Consider the following 18,480-nt stretch of genomic DNA (forward strand, 5'->3'; position numbering starts at 1 on the left):
CTTGGTACGTTGGGAATGATACAAAATTACTGATCTTTATTCGTATTCATTTTAGCTTTAAGTGCAGCTAACTGCGCGCTAATTTCATCATCAGCTTTAAGCTCAGCAAATTGCTGATCCAACGATTTTTGTTTACCAATACCATAACTTTGTGCTTCACCTTCCATGTGATCAATACGACGTTCGAATTGTTCAAAACGCGCCATAGCCTCATCCAATTTACCACTATCCAGCTGACGGCGAACATTACGGCTAGACTGCGCAGCCTCTAAACGCACTGTCATTGACTGTTGTTTTGCTCGAGTTTCTTGCAATTTATTCTCAAGCTCAGTAATTTCACTTTTTAAGCGAGTCAGGGTTTCTTCAACGATAATTAACTCATGCTTTAATGTATCAACCATTGAATTGACTTTTTGCTTTTCAATCAGCGCTGCACGGGCTAGGTCTTCTTTATCCTTGACCAATGCAAGCTCTGCTTTCTCTTGCCAGTCAGCAACCTGTTTTTCGCCCATCGCGATACGACGTTCTAAACCTTTCTTTTCTGCCAAAGTACGAGCAGATGTTGAACGAATTTCGACTAACATATCTTCCATTTCCTGAATCATCAGGCGGATCATTTTTTGCGGATCTTCTGCTTTATCCAGTAAAGATGCGATATTTGCATTAATGATGTCGGCAAAACGTGAAAAAATACCCATTATTTATTTCCTCTTGATGGATTTTATCATTCAGTAGAGCCTCAACCCGATTTTGGCTTCCAACCAATACGTGATGCTCCGTTTATATCATTGTATTCATTTACGATGTAAATATAGCAAGCATCGTGCCAACTTTTAAATCACATGATAACCTAATGATTTATAAACTATAAATTATTTTAGTATTCATTATTGATATTCTAACCTATAGTTTATACAGGTCAATAAAACCAACTATTGGTAAAAATAACCATGAAAAACACTAACGATTCTATTTTAGGTAATTCATCTAATTTTTTAGATGTCCTTGAACGAACATCTGAACTCGCTAAGCTCAGCAAGCCTATCCTCGTAATTGGTGAGCGAGGTACCGGTAAAGAACTGATTGCCGATCGTTTACATTACCTTTCCACTCGTTGGCAAGAGCCTTTTATCTCTCTTAATTGCAGTGGCCTCAATGAGAATTTACTGGATTCTGAGCTATTTGGACATGAGGCTGGCTCTTTTACGGGAGCGCAAAAACGCCATCAAGGTCGTTTTGAACGAGCTGATAAAGGAACTCTTTTTCTTGATGAGCTCGCTACTGCACCGATGTCAGTACAAGAGAAATTATTACGTGTCATTGAATACGGTGAATTAGAGCGGGTCGGTGGTAGCCAATCACTTAAAGTTGATGTGCGGCTTGTTTGTGCAACTAATGCGAACCTACCTGAGTTAGCTAAGCAAGGTCGTTTTAGAGCTGATTTACTCGATAGGCTGGCATTTGAAGTTATTCGAATCCCACCTTTACGTGAGCGATTGTCCGATATTATGTTGCTCGCAGAGCACTTTGCTATCGCAATGAGTGGTGAATTAAAACGCCCTTATTTCAGTGGATTTAGCCCAAAAGCACAGCAAACACTAGAGCAATATCAATGGCCAGGTAACATTCGCGAGTTAAAAAACGTCGTTGAACGCTCTGTTTATCGCCACGGTGATAGTGAAGAACCTGTCGAGTCAATTATCATTGACCCATTCGGCGAAAAACTTGCTGAACTCTCAACTTCTAGCGAAATAACTATCGATACGATGATACCTTCTTTACCTTGTGATTTGCGCTTTTGGCAACAACAAAGTGAAAAGAAATTGGTTGAAAAATCGTTGAAATACAGTAACTCAAATCAACGTAAAGCCGCAAAAATATTGTCTTTAAGTTACGACCAATTAAGAGGTTTAATTAAAAAGCATCAAATTAGCCTTGATAACTAAAGCCTGCTTATATTGCCTTAAGTAATAATTTTCAATTCGAATAAAAATTGCCTCTCAAAGAGCAAGAGTACTTGGTAACTTTTAGCAAAATGATTTTAAAATCATTGGCGTGATAACGGTAAATCACAGAAAATAGTTATTCATGACGATATTATTTGCTCTATCCCCACTCACTAGATTTTAATCAAAAAAAAGCCAGCACCCAAGCTGGCTATAAAAAACACTGGAAGCAATGTGAGCAATGTCATGCCTCATTTGAGAGCGATTCTCTATGAGACAAAGCGAATGATAATAGTTATCACTATTATTTGCAAATCATTTAATGCGATATTTTCTCATTAACAGTTAATTAGCTGATTTTTCATTCATTATATTTTATTGCGATTTTTCTTGTTATCGCTCGCTATAATAGCCTTAAATATTAACAATATTTTGCTTATACCCTCTCAGGCCATTTTTACGCTACAATACAGCATTTCAGGTTAACGATATCAGTGCTATGCGCCTAATAACTTTTTGGCTTTTGTTTACTCTTTCACTATCAGCTCAAGCTCTTAGTGGCAATATGTCATATAAAGACACCGTGGCGAATGATGTTCCAAAAGACATACGCCAAAATGGTTTTATTTATTGTGTGAATGGCATTGTAACCACATTTAACCCTCAGTTGGTCAGTAGTGGTCTGATAATTGACCCTCTAGCTGCTCAACTTTATGATCGCCTATTAGATGTTGACCCATTTACTTACCGGTTAACCCCTGAAGTAGCCTCTCGCTGGGAAGTGCTTGATAATGGCGCAACGTATCGCTTAACGTTACGTAAAGACGTTAAATTTCAAAAAACACCATGGTTTACGCCAACCCGTAATATGAACGCAGATGATGTGGTGTTTAGTTTTTCTCGTATGTTCGAGACTCACCACCCTTATCATTACATCAATGGTGGTCGTTATCCCTATTTTGATAGTTTACAATTTGCCAATAGTGTACAAAGTATTCGTAAACTTAATGATTATACTGTTGAATTTCGACTCAATGCACCTGATGCTTCGTTTTTATGGCATTTAGCCACACACTATGCACCAATATTATCGGCTGAATATGCTGACTACCTTTCCAGTATTAATCGCCAAGAAATGATCGATTGGCGCCCTGTCGGTACAGGTCCATTTCGTTTAGATGATTATCAGGCAGGTCAATTTGTTCGTTTGATGCGCAATAATAACTATTGGAAAGGTGAACCACGCATGGAAGAAGTCGTTATTGATGTAGGAGCTGGAGGGACAGGCCGTATTTCCAAATTATTAACTGGGGAATGTGATGTATTAGCTTACCCAGCAGCCAGTCAACTATCTGTTTTACGCGATGATCCTCGTTTACGTATTTCAATGCGCTCAGGAATGAATATTGCTTATTTGGCCTTTAATACCAGTAAGCCCCCACTTAATCAACTCAAGGTGCGTCAAGCTATCTCTTATGCAATTAATAATGAGCGGCTGATTCAATCAATCTATTATGGTACGGCAGAAACTGCTGCCTCTATTCTGCCTAGAGCATCTTGGGCTTATGATAACCAAGCAAAAGTGACCGATTACAATCCTGAGCTATCTAAAAAAATATTAAAAGAATTGGGTCTTGAAAACCTCCGACTAGAACTTTGGGTGCCTGTTGCTTCACAATCCTATAATCCTAGTCCTTTAAAAATGGCCGAACTTATTCAAGCCGACTTAGCACAGGTCGGTATTATCATGAATATTCGCTCTGTTGAAGGTCGTTTTCAGGAAAATCAATTAATGGATCGCTCTCATGATATGACGCTTGCCGGTTGGACGACAGACAGTAACGATCCTGATAGCTTCTTTCGTCCACTTTTAAGTTGTGCTGCGATAGCATCTCAAACTAACTTAAGTCATTGGTGCAAACCTTCTTTCGATGAAATACTCCATAAAGCCCTACTGACTGAGCAACTTGCTGCTCGTATTGATTACTATCATCAAGCTCAACAAATATTAAGTGAGGATTTACCCGTTTTACCACTCGCTTACTCTTTACGACTGCAAGCCTATCGCTTTGATATGAAAGGTCTTGTTATTAGCGCATTCGGTAATACTTCATTTGCGGGGGTTTACCGAGATATGGGAGACAATAATCACCAAACTGATAATAAACAGGAGCTGCAACCATGATTATCTATTCGTTGCGCCGCATCCTATTACTACTTGTTACCGTGTTTTTTCTCTCGTTGGTAAGCTTTAGCCTCAGTTATTTCACCCCCAATGCCCCTTTAGGTGGCGCATCTGTGATTGATGCTTATTTTTTCTATTTTGATGGCTTGTTACATTTTGATTTTGGCGTATCAAGTATCAACGGCGAACCCATTACAGATCAACTCCAAGATACCTTTCCTGCAACTATGGAATTATGCATTTTAGCATTCATGTTTGCATTAATTATCGGTATTCCGCTTGGTATGATTGCCGCTTTTTGGCGTAATAAACCTGTCGATATTGCAATTAGTACCTTTGCATTACTTGGTTTTTCTGTGCCTGTGTTTGTATTAGCAATCGTTCTTACACTCTTTTTCTCTTTGCGACTAGGCTGGCTACCCGTTTCAGGTCGCATAGACTTACTCTATAATTTAGACCCTGTGACTGGGTTTGCTTTAATTGATGCTTGGCTTTCAGACTCTCCTTATCGCCAGCAAATGATTATCAATATACTTGAACATATGATCTTACCCGTAGTAACACTAGCCCTAGCGCCCACTACAGAAGTCATTCGTTTGGTACGAAACAGTACCGAAGAAATTGCTAGTGCAAACTACATCAAAGCAGCTGCAACACGAGGCCTATCTCGGATCACTATTATTCGTCGACATATTTTTCACAATGCAATCCCCCCTATTATTCCAAAATTAGGTTTACAGTTTTCGACCATGCTAACGCTAACGATGGTTACAGAAGTGGTGTTTAACTGGCCTGGACTTGGGCGTTGGTTAGTCACAGCCATACGCCAACAAGATTATTCAGCCATTTCAGCTGGCGTGATGGTAATTGGGACTTTAGTTATTGCTGTCAACGTACTGTCTGATATTTTAGGGGCAATGATGGACCCGTTAAAACATAAGGATTGGTATGTCCTCAGATAACTTTTATCGTGAACAGAAAATGCCTTCGCCAGCTCGGGTAGTCTGGAATATATTTTCATCAGATATTCTTTCGATGATTGGGTTCTATGGTGTGTTATTTTTGTTGTTGATGTCATTTATAGGTCCCTACATCGCACCTTATACCATTGACCAACAGTTTTTGGGTTACCAGTTACTACCGCCCTCTTGGTCACATTATGGTAATGTAGCATTTTTCCTTGGAACTGATGACCTTGGAAGAGATATCCTTAGTCGCCTGATTGTTGGTACCAAATCGACTTTTGGCGCAGCTTTATTAATCACATTTATTGCTGCCATAATAGGTCTAGTCTTAGGTTGTCTTGCGGGAATGACACGCGGGCTTAAATCCGCTATTTTTAATCATATTCTTGATACCCTGTTGTCCATACCTTCTTTGCTGCTGGCAATTATTGTTGTGGCATTTATGGGCGCAAGTTTAGAAAATGCGATGCTCGCTATCTGTCTAGCACTGATCCCTCGTGTGGTTAGAACGACTTATGTCGCTGTTCACGACGAATTAGATAAAGAATATATTGTGGCAGCAAGGCTTGATGGTGCATCAAATATTTTTATTTTATGGTATACCGTATTACCTAATATCACGCCGATCCTCGTCACTGAGTTAACTCGGGCATTTTCTATCGCTATTTTAGATATTGCGGCGCTCGGCTTTCTTGATCTTGGTGCGCAACTGCCTTCTTCTGAATGGGGAGCTATGTTGGGTGACACCTTGGAGCTAATTTATGTTGCTCCTTGGTCAGTTATCTTACCCGGCGCAGCAATTATGATAAGTGTTCTGTTCGTCAACTTGTTAGGTGATGGACTACATCGAGCCATTAATGCGGGAGTTGAATAATGCCTCTGTTAGACATCCGCAATTTAACCATTGAATTTATGACAGCAAACGGTCCAGTCAAAGCGGTCGATCGTATATCAATGACATTGTCTGAGGGCGAAATTCGCGGCTTAGTGGGCGAGTCTGGTTCAGGTAAAAGCTTAATAGCAAAGGCGATTTGTGGTGTCACTAAAGATAACATCCGCGTCACTGCTGACCGTTTTCGTTTTCAAGACATCGATTTGCTTAAGCTTAGTCCACGTAAAAGACGAAAATTGATTGGTCACAATATCTCAATGATCTTTCAAGAACCTCAGTCATGTCTTGACCCTGCGGCAGGCATTGGTAAACAGCTGATTCAAGCCATTCCTAGTTGGACCTATAAAGGTCGCTGGTGGAAACGATTTAATTGGCGAAAGCGCCGCGCAATTGAGCTATTACATCGCGTTGGAATCAAAGATCATAAAGATATTATGCGTAGCTACCCTTATGAGCTTACAGATGGTGAATGCCAAAAAGTAATGATTGCGATTGCAATTGCTAATCAGCCACGTTTATTAATCGCCGATGAGCCAACTAACGCAATGGAATCTACCACACAAGCACAAATTTTTCGTCTACTCGATAAACTCAACCAAAATAATAATATGTCTATTTTGCTGATCAGTCATGATATGGAAATGATGTCAAAGCTAGTCGATAGAATTAATGTGCTCTATTGTGGCCAAACAGTTGAAAGTGCAACGCCTGCTGATATTTTGCAGCGTCCTCACCATCCCTATACCCAAGCACTTATTCGTTCAATACCGGATTTAGAAAGCCCTATTCCACATAAAGGGCGCTTAAATACCTTGCCCGGTGCTATTCCATCATTAGAACATTTACCTATTGGATGCCGTCTTGGGCCTCGGTGCCCTTATGCTCAACGGACATGTATTGTTGCACCACCTCTGCGTAATGTTAAAAATCATCTATTTGCTTGCCATTATCCGCTAAATACGGAGGAATCATCTTAATGGAAGCCTTACTTGAGGTTCGTAATCTAACAAAAACATTTCGCTTTCGTGAAGGGCTATTTCGTCGCTACGAATTACAGGCGGTAAAGCCACTTAGCTTTAATTTACAAGCTGGGCAAACACTGGCAATTATCGGTGCAAATGGTTCGGGTAAATCGACACTTGCACGCATGTTATCTGGCGTCACTGAACCCACATCAGGCGAGATAATGATCCGCGGCCATCGCCTCAATTACGGTGATTATGGTTACCGTAGTCAGCGTGTTCGCATGATATTCCAAGATCCAAGTACATCGCTTAATCCACGCCAACGTATTGGGCAAACGCTTGAATTACCGTTGAAACTAAATACAGAGCTTACTGGAATTGAACGGGAACGCCGTATCATTCAGACACTGCGCCAAGTTGGCTTATTAGCTGATCACGCGGAATATTATCCGCATATGCTAGCATCAGGCCAAAAACAACGTGTAGCGTTAGCCAGAGCTTTAATTTTACAACCTGAAATTATCATAGCAGATGAAGCGCTTGCATCTTTAGATATGTCTATGCGCTCTCAAATCATCAACCTGATGCTTGAGCTGCAAGCTAAACAAGACATTGCCTACATCTATGTGACGCAGCATTTAGGAATGATGAAACATATCAGCGACAAAATGCTGGTTATGGATAAAGGCGTTGTAGTTGAACGTGGTAATACTGCGGAAGTACTGGCGGCACCATTACATGATGTTACTCGCCGGTTAATTGAAAGTCACTTTGGTGAACCATTATCAATTGATGCATGGCGGCAGGATATTTGACTGCTCCGAGGTGAACGGCAAAATATCCTTCTTCTCAAAATACATGGTAATATATCGATAAATCGTCAATAAGAAATGCGAAAGCTACCCAAGACACTGTGTCTTCTGTTATATTCGCGTTTTCAATAGAAAATAAACAAGGATAATGCTATGGGTTTTTTAACCGGCAAACGCATTTTAATCACTGGCGTTGCCAGTAAATTATCAATTGCATACGGTATTGCAAAAGCAATGCGTGAACAAGGTGCAGAACTCGCGTTCACTTATCAGAACGAAAAATTGAAACCTCGCGTTCAAGAGTTTGCTGCATCTTTAGACTCTAACATCGTTATCGAATGTGATGTTGCTGACGATGCTAGTATTACAACTCTGTTTGCTGAATTAGGAAAATCCTGGCCTAAGTTTGATGGCTTTGTCCATTCAATCGGCTTTGCTCCGGCAGATCAGCTTGATGGTGATTATGTTGATGCAGTGACACGTGATGGCTTCCGCATTGCTCATGACATCAGTGCATATAGTTTTGTTGCAATGGCAAAAGCATGCCGTGAAATGCTTAACCCACAAGCATCATTACTGACGCTGACTTATTTAGGTGCAGAGCGCGCTATTCCTAACTATAACGTTATGGGCCTAGCTAAAGCATCTTTAGAAGCTAACGTTCGCTACATGGCTAACGCAATGGGTCCTCAAGGTATTCGTGTGAATGCTGTTTCTGCAGGCCCTATCCGTACGCTAGCGGCATCTGGTATCAAAGATTTCCGCAAAATGCTCGCTCACTGTGAAGCTGTAACGCCAATTCGCCGCACAGTCACTATCGAAGATGTGGGTAATACTTCTGCATTCCTATGCTCAAATCTTGCAGCTGGTATCACTGGTGAAGTAGTTCATGTTGATGGTGGTTTCAGTATCGCAGCAATGAATGAATTAGAACTGAAATAAGTTTTATTTACTTCATCAAAAACGCCATCTTCGGGTGGCGTTTTTCGTTGATAAGCCGACATATCGGTTGCTAACGCGCTATCGTAACATTTGTTTTAATATGTTTGAGATGAACGACAATAGTAAACGTTACAATCACCAATAAAGACCATGCCCCCCATTTCCCCGCATGAACCGCTGACCATGCACCAATTTGATCTGGATATTGCCAAACACCAAAAAAGGTACCGAAATTTTCCGCGAGCCAAATAAAAAAACCAATTAACATAAAAGCAAGTAACAAGGGCATTCTTCGCTCTTTATCTAATGGTGTAAAAAACACGGTACTGCGTGCGTATAATCCAAAAATAAAAGCCGTTAAATACCAGCGATAATCATCAATATAGTGATGACTAAAAAAATTAATATAAATAGCTAAAGCGACCAGTGTTGCCATCCAATACGGCGGATAATGCTCAATACGAACATTGAAAAAACGCCATGATTGAATGATATAACTACCAACGGCGGCATACATAAACCCCGTGAATAAAGGAACCCCCCATAGTTTGGTATAAGCTTCATCTGGATATTGCCATGATGCAATCGATGCTGATGTTTTAAACAATTCCATTACAAACCCCACTAAATGGAATACGCAGATTGCTTTTAGTTCATCCCGCGTTTCTAGTTTTGACCAAACCAATAATATTTGAAATCCTACCGCAAAAACTAGTAACACATCGTAACGAGGTAGATTTAATATTCCTTTTACCGGAACAATAAATAGTGCTAAAAAAAAGAATCCTGCGAATAAGCATGAGCGCGCATTAATCAATCCGAAAAATAAAAACTCTAAAATAAAACGTTTAAATCCTTTACTATTATTTTGCCTGTGAGCCAGCAATAAATTGTCGAATTTATGAAGAATATTGATTTTTCGACACGCTCTTTTCATTCAATCAACCTTTGTTATATCGCTAAATAAATTGAATTAAACTTCAAATTCAAACAACGCGATTTCGATAAAAAAGCCCATGGGATGGATGCATAGATAATTACGTAACTAACCTGAGATCGGTTTAAGCCATAACTCGAAGTCCTATTTTTCGGTATTTGATAGCTTCAGTGATAACTTATTTGGTTTCAGGCAATAAGCGACTAAATCACCCAGTAAATTCAGCATAAAGCCGTGTAAACTTCTATGACGCGAATGCTCAATTTGGGTGATATTTTTTAACTGGTCATTAATTGTTTTGATAATAAATCGTTTAGATAACATTTCCCTATCCCAAGCCGCTAACAATTTTGGCATCATATTTCTACGCTGACCTTGAATTAATGTTATTCCATCCAGCTTTAAATTTTCGGTCAATGCTCTACTAATATAGCCTTTATCTGCATACGATTTATTGAAAAGTCCTTTTGAACAGTCTCGAACTAGCGTTCTATCATCAATATTTGCGGGCGTTAGCTTAGCCGCGACAATTTCACCCAGATGGTTCACGATTAAATGCAATTTAAATCCATAAAACCAACCCATTGTCCCTTTTCCTCTCGCTGCTGTACCTTTAAAAATTTTATGCCTAGGTATCCGCAATTTATGACATACTTTTAGGCTCGTTGAATCAATAAATTCAATGCCCGTTGGCTGGCCTTTTACGTGTGTAAAAAAAGAGCTCAATGGAACTAAAATCGTAGGCATGACTTCAAGAAAACGGGGATAACTCAGTAAATTTGGAAAATCTTTTTTGTGGTATATCCCAATGAATCCAATGTAAAAATGTTTAAAATTACGCTGATAAGATAAATAAAAGGCGATGATAATAGTCATTATTTCACTTGAACTCATGCGACCTTGACGTAAACGCTGGCGTTCACCACTTTCAATCAAGTATTTTTGCCATTGAGGCATAAAATGTTTGCAACGATCATCGACATGACAGAATAAGTCAACTAAATTGAGCCTAGTGAGTTCCTTTGTGAGAAGTCTCTTTTTTGGTCGAAAGCTCTGATCACGGAACCCACGTTTAGTTCCTTTCTTTTTTATTTCTCTTATCCTGTGTTCAGGTTAACTAGCATTACTGTGGCGAGCTATCAACACACATATCGCTTGAAAAATTCTCGGTATAAATTTTTAACTAGACATTTTTTGTGTAGGACAATGCAAAGCGAGGATTTTAACAGGAATGATTGATACAAAGATTAGGTATCAATCTTAAAGTATACACAAACACTACTTTTTGAAATATGAGGGAATATTTATGGGTTCAAACAAAACTGACACCTAATGCAAATAGTTTAAAATTAACCGTGTTATACTGATATAGATATCAATCTACTGATTGCCACATAATTATTTAGGAGTTTTATGATGAAATTGTATTATGCTCCCGGTGCTTGCTCGCTTTCTCCACATATTATTTTGCGCGAAACAGGGCTGGATTTCAGCATTGAACGCGTTAATTTAAAAGACAAAAAAACAGAAAATGGCAAGGATTTTTTAGCAATCAACCCTAAAGGTCAAGTTCCTACCTTGGTTTTAGATAGTGGTGAACTATTGACTGAAGGAGCAGTCATTGTTCAATATCTTGCAGATCAAAAAATTGATCGAAACTTAATCGCACCAGCAGGTACGATGAAACGCTATCATCAACTAGAAGCTCTTAATTTTATCTCTACAGAATTACATAAGAGTTTTGGCCCTCTATTCTCTCCAGGTGCCCCTGAAGAATATAAAACATTGGTCAAAGCAACGCTTGTGAAAAAATTCCAATATGTCGATGATGTACTGGCAAAAAAAGATTTTTTTGCGGGTGATAACTTTACCGTTGCAGATGCTTATCTATTCACCGTCACTAACTGGGCTAAGTTGGTTGGTGTCGATATTACTCATCTCAATCATTTGAGCGAGTATTGCGCAAAAATTGCCAAACGCCCTAAAGTTCAAGAAGCTCTAACAGCGGAAGGTCTAATTTAATTGTAGTTTAGCGCTCTGCCATTTGGGGCGCTATATTTTTATTCGAAACTGAAAAACCTCTAACTATACCCTCTCTTACTAAACAAATTCATTAAATAATAGCAACTCCACTAAGTTACGAGTTACCGCTCCTAATAATAAATAATTTACTAAAGTATGTCTGAATCATCAAAATCGTGAATTCTCGATATATTGGTGATTGATGTGACATATGATTATTTTGTCTAAAATTCCTAGCTAACTCTACTTATAGATAACTCTTTGTGTTTTGATATGATGAAGTCAATCAACTAGATATCCGAAATAGATCAACGTATATTTAAGTGGTAAGCAAAGCGATTCCTAAAATAACAATAGCCTGAGCATAGAGAGTGACTAATGTCTAATATTAAAACATCCCCTGCCACAGAGCTAAGTAAAAAAGCATTAGTAGGTATCAGCACATGCTTACTCGGTAAAAACGTTAGATTTGATGGTGGGCATAAACGCTTTCAACTTGCTGTTGATGAACTTTCTAATTATTTCGAATATCAATCCGTTTGCCCTGAAATGGCCATTAACTTACCGACACCTCGACCCGCTTTAAGATTAGTCAAATCAAATGAAGGCGAAATTGATTTACGCTTCAGCGATGGACGTGACGGTAATTTAACAGAAAAAATGAGTTCCTTCTCAACTGATTATTTAAGCCAAAATTGGCCTTTTAGTGGCTACATTGTTTGTGCGAAGTCACCTAGTTGCGGACTAGAGCGAGTGCGTGTTTACGATGCAGTAGGTAATGGTAATCGAAAAGCAGGAACTGGGATTTTCACTGCACAATTACAAAAACATATGCCATGGCTTCCCATTGAGGAAGATGGCCGGCTAAACGATCCCTATATTAGAGAAAATTTTATAACGCGAGTATTTGCGTTAAATGAATTAAATACGCTAAAAGAAAATAATCCGACACGACAAGCACTGATTGATTTCCATTCTCGCTATAAATTACTGTTGTTAGCCCATTCACAGCCTCTTTATCGCGAGCTGGGCCGTTTTGTTGCCACTATTAAAGAATGGACATCAATGTCATCGTTTATACTGGAGTATCGTAATCAGTTTATGTCCTTATTACAGCATCAGGCAACTCGACGTAGCCATACCAATGTTTTGATGCATATTCAGGGATACTTTAAACATAATTTAACATCCAAACAGCGTCAGGCATTGAGCCTATTAATTCTAGATTATCGTCAGGGCATGCAACCTCTTTTAGCACCTATCACACTGCTTAATCACTATCTATCAGAATATCCTAACGATTATTTACAACAACAACGCTATTTCCAGCCCTATCCCTATGCACTAAGATTACGATATGGACTATAGTTAGTTATATTATTTATTACTAGATGAGAGTCAGAATTGTATGATGCGTTCATTTTTTGCGTTATTTACTTCCTTTATACTGTCTGGATGCAGCGTAAAACCTCCAAATGATATTCACCCTATTACAGGATTTGAGTTATCACGTTATCTAGGTCAATGGCATGAAATTGCTCGGATTGATAATCGTTTTGAGAAGGGATTAGTACAAGTCACCGCAGATTACTCACTCCGTGACGATGGTGGAGTTAAGGTGGTTAATCGTGGTTGGGAGGAAAATCAAGGACGTTGGAAAGAAAGTATAGGTAAAGCCTATTTTGTTGAGTCACCCGAAAAAGGTGCGCTAAAGGTCTCATTTTTTGGTCCTTTTTATGGTGGATACAATATTATTAAGTTAGATAATAATTATCAGTATTCACTTGTTGTTGGTCCGAATAAAGATTATTTGTGGGTTTTATCTAGAACACCAACGATGCCATCTGAATTATTAGAGGAATACATTCAGTTTGCGACACAATATGGATTTGAACGAAGTAAAATAATGATATTACAATAAAAAATCATAACAAATAAACTAATATGTAATATTCTCAACTTACCTTTATCATTTTTTTGATAAAATAATTCGCGTTTATTGTCGCTAGATGATGCTATTTGGATGATTAAACACTGGGAATGATAGATAAACAACTTAATTAAGATAACTGACTATACTCCAAGGCTATGTAACCTAAGATATAAAAAGTATATTAATTTTTAACACTTAACCTATATTTTCAGTATCCCCCTTCGAAGATATGAAGGGAGGTACTAACTTATAAAATACTTAATCTAACTCTGTTGCATAGAATTTATGTTCTGGATTAACCATTTTGTCCTGTGCAGCGACCAACTGAAGCTCATACTCGCCCATCTCTTTGGTTTGTATCATTACTTCGTATACAGCAGCTGCAACATGCTCTAACGCTTTTGGTAAGCTTTCGCCTTTTAATAGGTGCACCAACATTAAACCACTGGTTAAATCACCAACACCGACAGGTTGTTTTACACCAAAATCCACCAACGGGCGACTAATATGCCAGCTATGATCTTCGGTGACTAAGATCATTTCAAAACGATCAGCTCTGAAGCCAGCTCGACTCAAATGCTTCACTAATACAATTTTAGGGCCTTTACAACACAATTGACGCGCTGCTTGTACGGCTTGCTCGACCGTTAAGATTGTTTTACCCGATAAAGTCTCCAATTCGAGTAAGTTAGGCGCGATCACATCACTTGTTTGCAAAGCCTGTTGACAAAAAAATTCAGCAACGCCTGGAGCGACAATACAGCCTTTTTCAGGATGCCCCATCACCGGATCGCAAAAATAGAGTGCTTGAGGGTTTGCAGCTTTAACTTGCTTAACAATTGCAAGAATATCATTGCCTTGTTCAGCAGAGCCAATATAACCACTCAATACAGCATCACAAATTTGAAGTTTATTAATTTTGGCTAAGCCGCTAACAATATCCGTCAAATGCTGTCCTGAAAAAACAGTACCAGTCCATTGAGGATATTGTGTGTGATTTGAAAATTGAACCGTATTAAGCGGCCAAACATCGACCCCCATCCGACACATAGGGAATGCCGCAGCGCTGTTTCCTGCATGGCCGAAAACAACATGGGATTGTATTGAAAGAACACTTTTCATGGAGAACCCAAGGAATCGTTATATCGAATGAAGAAAAACTAGTGATTATCCATTGTGATAGATGAATAGCCCGAGAAAATCTCGGGCTATTCTAACAATAGTTAGTCAGAGCTATTTCCAGTTGATCAAACAGTCGTTTTTCTTACCACGACGAATCAAGGTGAAACGACCAAATAAGCGGTCTGCATCATTAAATATATACATTGGCTCAGTTTGTTTTTGGCCATTAACTGAGACAGCATTGGAGCTAATCGCTGTTCTAGCTTGACCACGAGAAGGCGTTAATTCTGAATCAACGAGTGCTTGTTGCAAATCAGCACCATCTTCAAGTGTGATAGATGGCATGCCATCTTGTGCCAATTGCTCGAAATCTTCTGCTGTTAAATCACCCACAGCTCCTGAAAATAAACTCTCAGTTATACGGCGCGCTGCAGCCAAACCTACATCGCCATGGACTAATCGAGTGACATTTTCTGCTAATACATATTGGGCACGTGGCGCTTTACCACTATTTTTATCTTCTTCTTCAAGTGCATCAATCTCACTTAATTCCATGAAAGTAAAGAATTTTAAGAAGCGATAGACATCCGCATCCGCAGTATTGATCCAGAATTGATAGAATTTATATGGGCTGGTTTTCTTAGGATCAAGCCATACAGCACCACCTTCTGTTTTACCAAATTTAGTTCCATCTGATTTAGTGATTAGAGGAACTGTCAGACCAAAAACTTGGTTTTGATGTAAACGACGAGTAAGGTCAATACCTGATGTAATGTTACCCCATTGGTCTGAACCACCAATTTGTAATGCAACACCATACTCTTTATTCAGATTCGCAAAGTCGTAGCCTTGCAGTAGGTTGTAAGCAAATTCAGTAAAAGAGATACCAACATCATCACGATTCAGACGCTGTTTGACTGCTTCTTTATTGATCATCTGGTTAACAGAAAAATGCTTACCAATATCACGTAAGAAAGTTAGCACATCCATTTTTCCAAACCAATCATAGTTATTGGCAAGTGCTGCGCTATTATTGCCACAATCAAAACTTAAGAAAGGAGAAACTTGGTTACGGATTTTATCTACCCACTCTTGGACGGTCTCTGCGGTATTTAATTTACGCTCAGAGGCTTTAAAACTCGGGTCACCAATTAGACCCGTTGCGCCACCGACCAACGCCACGGGCTTATGCCCGGCTAGTTGGAATCGTTTTAAACACAGCAAGGGAACCAGATGGCCCAAATGCAAGCTATCGGCGGTAGGGTCGAAGCCACAATAGAGAGAGATTGGGCCCTGCGCCAGTCTCTCTGCTAACGCATCCTCGTCCGTTACCTGGGCAACGAGGCCCCGCTCTTGCAATTGTTTAATCAGGTTATTGCTAGACATCAATGACTCCATCGGTTGAATTTTGTCTATCTATTTTAATTAAATACCCCACGGTTTAAATCTTGACTCAAACCGTGTAAGTGTAGCTTGTCAGTTTTCGTAAACGAAGCTATAGCATAAAGCCCATAGCTTTTAAGTGCCAGCTAAAAAATACATTATTACGGTGCTAATCTATCAATTTTCCAACCATTTTCTTCCCGTTGGTAGAGGAACCGGTCATGTAATCGATTCGCGCCCCCTTGCCAAAATTCCACACTATTAAATACCACACGAAAACCACCCCAGAAACTTGGTAGTGGAACCTCTCCGTTTTGGAATTTTTGTTTTAACTCCAAGAATTTACCTTCCAAAATACTGCGAGCTGATATTTTAGATGATTGTTGAGATGCCCATGCCGCAATTTGACTATCTTTTGGGCGACTGTGAAAATATTTTATCACTTCAATAGGATTTAATCGTTCAGCGACACCAAGGAAATTAACTTGACGTTCTAATGGATACCATGGGAAATGCAGGCTAATTTTATTATTTTGCCCCAAATGCTGAGCCTTACGACTACCCATATTAGTGTAAAAAATCAAACCTTTTTCATCGAAATGTTTTAACAATACGATTCGTTGATAGGGTTGACCAGTTTCATCCACTGTTGCCACACACATTGCCGTCGGGTCACTTAAATTTGCTTCGCAAGCTTGCTTCATCCATAACTCAAATAACTGTAATGGATCAGACGTTAAGTCAGTACGCCTTAAACCACCCTTCGTATATTCACGGCGTAGAGCCGCTAAATCTACTTTTTGTGCGTCGTTCATCATTTTCCTATTCCCTTAACGCCTTAACGCAATTATTTTCATCAGTATTCGCAGGATAAATGGCACCAAGCACAGTCTCACGAGTCGCGCCAGTTACAGATGCAAGATTACCGGATAAATTAGCTATTGTACGTGCAGCAAGCCATGCGAAAGCAAGTGCTTCCATATCATCACCACTTAAACCATATTTATCACTAGACCCGACTTCTGTTCCAGGAAGTAAAGCAGCCAATCGTTGCATCAGAAATATATTTCTTGCACCACCACCACAAACAATTAAACGTTCACAACCGCCACAAAGCAAGATTTGTTCTACTATCGAAGCTGCCGTTAATTCACATAATGTTGCTTGAATATCTTGTGCGGGAAGATTTTTAAAGTCAGACAAGTACCTGTCTAACCATTGCATATTAAAATATTCACGACCTGTGCTTTTTGGCGCTGAACGCCTAAAATAAGGATCGCATAACATCGCTTTTAACAATGCCTGATTTACTGTGCCTGTGCTCGCCCAATTACCATCTTCATCATAAGCACATTGTTTATGTCGCCATATCCATGTATCCATCAACATATTCCCTGGCCCAGTGTCATAACCTTTAACATAAGCGCCAGGAAGTAAAGCTGTTATATTTGCGATTCCACCGATGTTTAATATAATTCTTTTTTCAGTAGCGTGCCCAAGAACTGCTAAATGAAATGCAGGTACAAGTGGTGCGCCTTGTCCTCCATAAGCCATATCTCTGCGCCTGAAATCACCAACAGTTGTAATTCCTGTCAATGCTGCAACTCGGTTGTTGTCACCAAGTTGAATCGTAAACGGTTGTTCACCATCAGGTTCATGCCAAACAGTCTGCCCATGACAACCAATCGCAATGATATCTTTCACTGGTATACCAGTATCAGCAAGCAATCGATTAATTGCTTGTGCGTAAAGCGTTCCTAATTCACGATCAATTTTACCAATTTCGGACAATGTGGTTTCTTGCCCTTGGCAAATATTGAGAATCCTTTTTTTTAATTCATTAGGAAAAGCAACACTAATACTAAATTGCTCAGCAACAAATTTATTGCTAATCGCAGCGAGAACAACATCGACTCCGTCTAAACTGGTTCCTGACATAACCCCTATATAACGACCCGACTTTATCATCATTATTGTTCCTTCAGATTACATAACGATTTTGTGATTTTGAGCATCAGAAGATTGTGCTTTCATCTCGAATTTTGTCAACTTCGTATTATGATTTCTCGGGCTAACTCGCAGGAAATAAAAATAGATCTCAAAACAATAGAATTTTCAGTCTAAAATATAGACAAACAACATTTTTGACACGAATCAAAACCTAACGTGGTAATTATAATTTATAGTATAATTACCACGTTAGGTTATTTAAAATTAAGAAGGGATTCGGAAATCAAAAAATACTTTTGTGCGATCTGTATCAATTGATGATTATCTCGTAAATTTACTTAAGGTTAGAGTTTAACAAAGTGTGCTTTACTATATGGAATATTTCTTACTTTGAGATATTTTACCTAGTGTTTACGCTATGTTTAA

General features: G+C 39.1%; 17 protein-coding genes. 10 read left to right on the forward strand and 7 right to left on the reverse strand.

The window, feature by feature from the left end:
* Positions 1-26: 26 nt before the first annotated feature.
* Positions 27-698, reverse strand: a complete 672-nt coding sequence (gene pspA / locus OOA_RS06990) for a phage shock protein PspA (protein ID WP_008911442.1) — start codon at positions 696-698, stop codon at positions 27-29.
* 252 nt (positions 699-950) lie between these two features.
* Here pspA and pspF point away from each other — a divergent pair, with 252 nt between their 5' ends.
* The 7 genes from pspF (at position 951) to fabI (ending at position 8,707) form a co-directional block, all read left to right on the forward strand.
* A complete protein-coding gene (pspF, locus tag OOA_RS06995) occupies positions 951-1,946 on the forward strand; it encodes a phage shock protein operon transcriptional activator (RefSeq protein WP_008911443.1) in 996 nt (331 codons plus the stop codon).
* A 499-nt stretch (positions 1,947-2,445) separates the two neighbouring features.
* On the forward strand, positions 2,446-4,131 hold the full coding sequence (gene sapA / locus OOA_RS07000; protein ID WP_008911444.1) for an ABC transporter substrate-binding protein SapA: 1,686 nt from the start codon (positions 2,446-2,448) through the stop codon (positions 4,129-4,131).
* Positions 4,128-5,093 carry a putrescine export ABC transporter permease SapB gene (gene sapB, locus OOA_RS07005; protein WP_008911445.1) on the forward strand — a complete coding sequence of 322 codons (966 nt, stop codon included), beginning with the start codon at positions 4,128-4,130 and terminating at the stop codon, positions 5,091-5,093. Before sapA ends, sapB begins: the two co-directional genes overlap by 4 nt.
* Complete coding sequence (gene sapC, locus OOA_RS07010) at positions 5,080-5,970, forward strand: putrescine export ABC transporter permease SapC (protein ID WP_008911446.1); 891 nt, start codon at positions 5,080-5,082, stop codon at positions 5,968-5,970. The genes sapB and sapC overlap by 14 nt, the downstream gene beginning before the upstream one ends.
* The gene (sapD, locus tag OOA_RS07015) at positions 5,970-6,965 is read left to right on the forward strand and encodes a putrescine export ABC transporter ATP-binding protein SapD (protein WP_008911447.1); all 996 of its coding nucleotides are present in this window, start codon (positions 5,970-5,972) and stop codon (positions 6,963-6,965) included. The genes sapC and sapD overlap by 1 nt, the downstream gene beginning before the upstream one ends.
* Positions 6,965-7,768, forward strand: a complete 804-nt coding sequence (sapF, locus tag OOA_RS07020) for a putrescine export ABC transporter ATP-binding protein SapF (protein ID WP_008911448.1) — start codon at positions 6,965-6,967, stop codon at positions 7,766-7,768. The genes sapD and sapF overlap by 1 nt, the downstream gene beginning before the upstream one ends.
* Positions 7,769-7,918: 150 nt before the next feature.
* Positions 7,919-8,707, forward strand: a complete 789-nt coding sequence (gene fabI / locus OOA_RS07025; protein WP_008911449.1) for an enoyl-ACP reductase FabI — start codon at positions 7,919-7,921, stop codon at positions 8,705-8,707.
* Positions 8,708-8,777: 70 nt separating this feature from the next.
* Here the strand turns inward: fabI and OOA_RS07030 are convergent, their stop codons facing one another.
* Both OOA_RS07030 and OOA_RS07035 read right to left on the reverse strand, forming a co-directional pair.
* Positions 8,778-9,644: a DUF817 domain-containing protein gene (locus tag OOA_RS07030; RefSeq protein ID WP_008911450.1), complete on the reverse strand. Its 867-nt coding sequence runs from the start codon at positions 9,642-9,644 to the stop codon at positions 8,778-8,780.
* A 144-nt stretch (positions 9,645-9,788) separates the two neighbouring features.
* On the reverse strand, positions 9,789-10,601 hold the full coding sequence (locus OOA_RS07035) for an IS982 family transposase (protein WP_008911451.1): 813 nt from the start codon (positions 10,599-10,601) through the stop codon (positions 9,789-9,791).
* Positions 10,602-11,060: 459 nt separating this feature from the next.
* Between OOA_RS07035 and gstA the strand changes: the two genes are divergently transcribed.
* The 3 genes from gstA (at position 11,061) to OOA_RS07050 (ending at position 13,587) form a co-directional block, all read left to right on the forward strand.
* The gene (gstA, locus tag OOA_RS07040; protein WP_008911452.1) at positions 11,061-11,666 is read left to right on the forward strand and encodes a glutathione transferase GstA; all 606 of its coding nucleotides are present in this window, start codon (positions 11,061-11,063) and stop codon (positions 11,664-11,666) included.
* Positions 11,667-12,044: 378 nt separating this feature from the next.
* A complete protein-coding gene (locus tag OOA_RS07045) occupies positions 12,045-13,034 on the forward strand; it encodes a YbgA family protein (RefSeq protein ID WP_008911453.1) in 990 nt (329 codons plus the stop codon).
* 40 nt (positions 13,035-13,074) lie between these two features.
* The gene (locus OOA_RS07050; RefSeq protein WP_008911454.1) at positions 13,075-13,587 is read left to right on the forward strand and encodes a lipocalin family protein; all 513 of its coding nucleotides are present in this window, start codon (positions 13,075-13,077) and stop codon (positions 13,585-13,587) included.
* Positions 13,588-13,857: 270 nt separating this feature from the next.
* On the opposite strand, the gene pdxY is transcribed toward OOA_RS07050, so the two are convergent.
* From pdxY to anmK, 4 genes are all read right to left on the reverse strand, one after another.
* Entirely contained in the window at positions 13,858-14,721 is an 864-nt protein-coding gene (gene pdxY / locus OOA_RS07055) for a pyridoxal kinase PdxY (RefSeq protein WP_008911455.1), read from the reverse strand.
* Between the two features lie 111 nt (positions 14,722-14,832).
* Entirely contained in the window at positions 14,833-16,107 is a 1,275-nt protein-coding gene (gene tyrS / locus OOA_RS07060) for a tyrosine--tRNA ligase (RefSeq protein WP_008911456.1), read from the reverse strand.
* 158 nt (positions 16,108-16,265) lie between these two features.
* Positions 16,266-16,919 (reverse strand): pyridoxamine 5'-phosphate oxidase, encoded by a 654-nt coding sequence (pdxH, locus tag OOA_RS07065; protein ID WP_040691192.1) that lies wholly within the window; start codon positions 16,917-16,919, stop codon positions 16,266-16,268.
* 7 nt (positions 16,920-16,926) lie between these two features.
* The gene (anmK, locus tag OOA_RS07070) at positions 16,927-18,072 is read right to left on the reverse strand and encodes an anhydro-N-acetylmuramic acid kinase (protein WP_201764588.1); all 1,146 of its coding nucleotides are present in this window, start codon (positions 18,070-18,072) and stop codon (positions 16,927-16,929) included.
* Positions 18,073-18,480 lie beyond the last annotated feature (408 nt).

The organism is Providencia burhodogranariea DSM 19968, from assembly GCF_000314855.2.
Lineage (GTDB): Bacteria > Pseudomonadota > Gammaproteobacteria > Enterobacterales > Enterobacteriaceae > Providencia > Providencia burhodogranariea.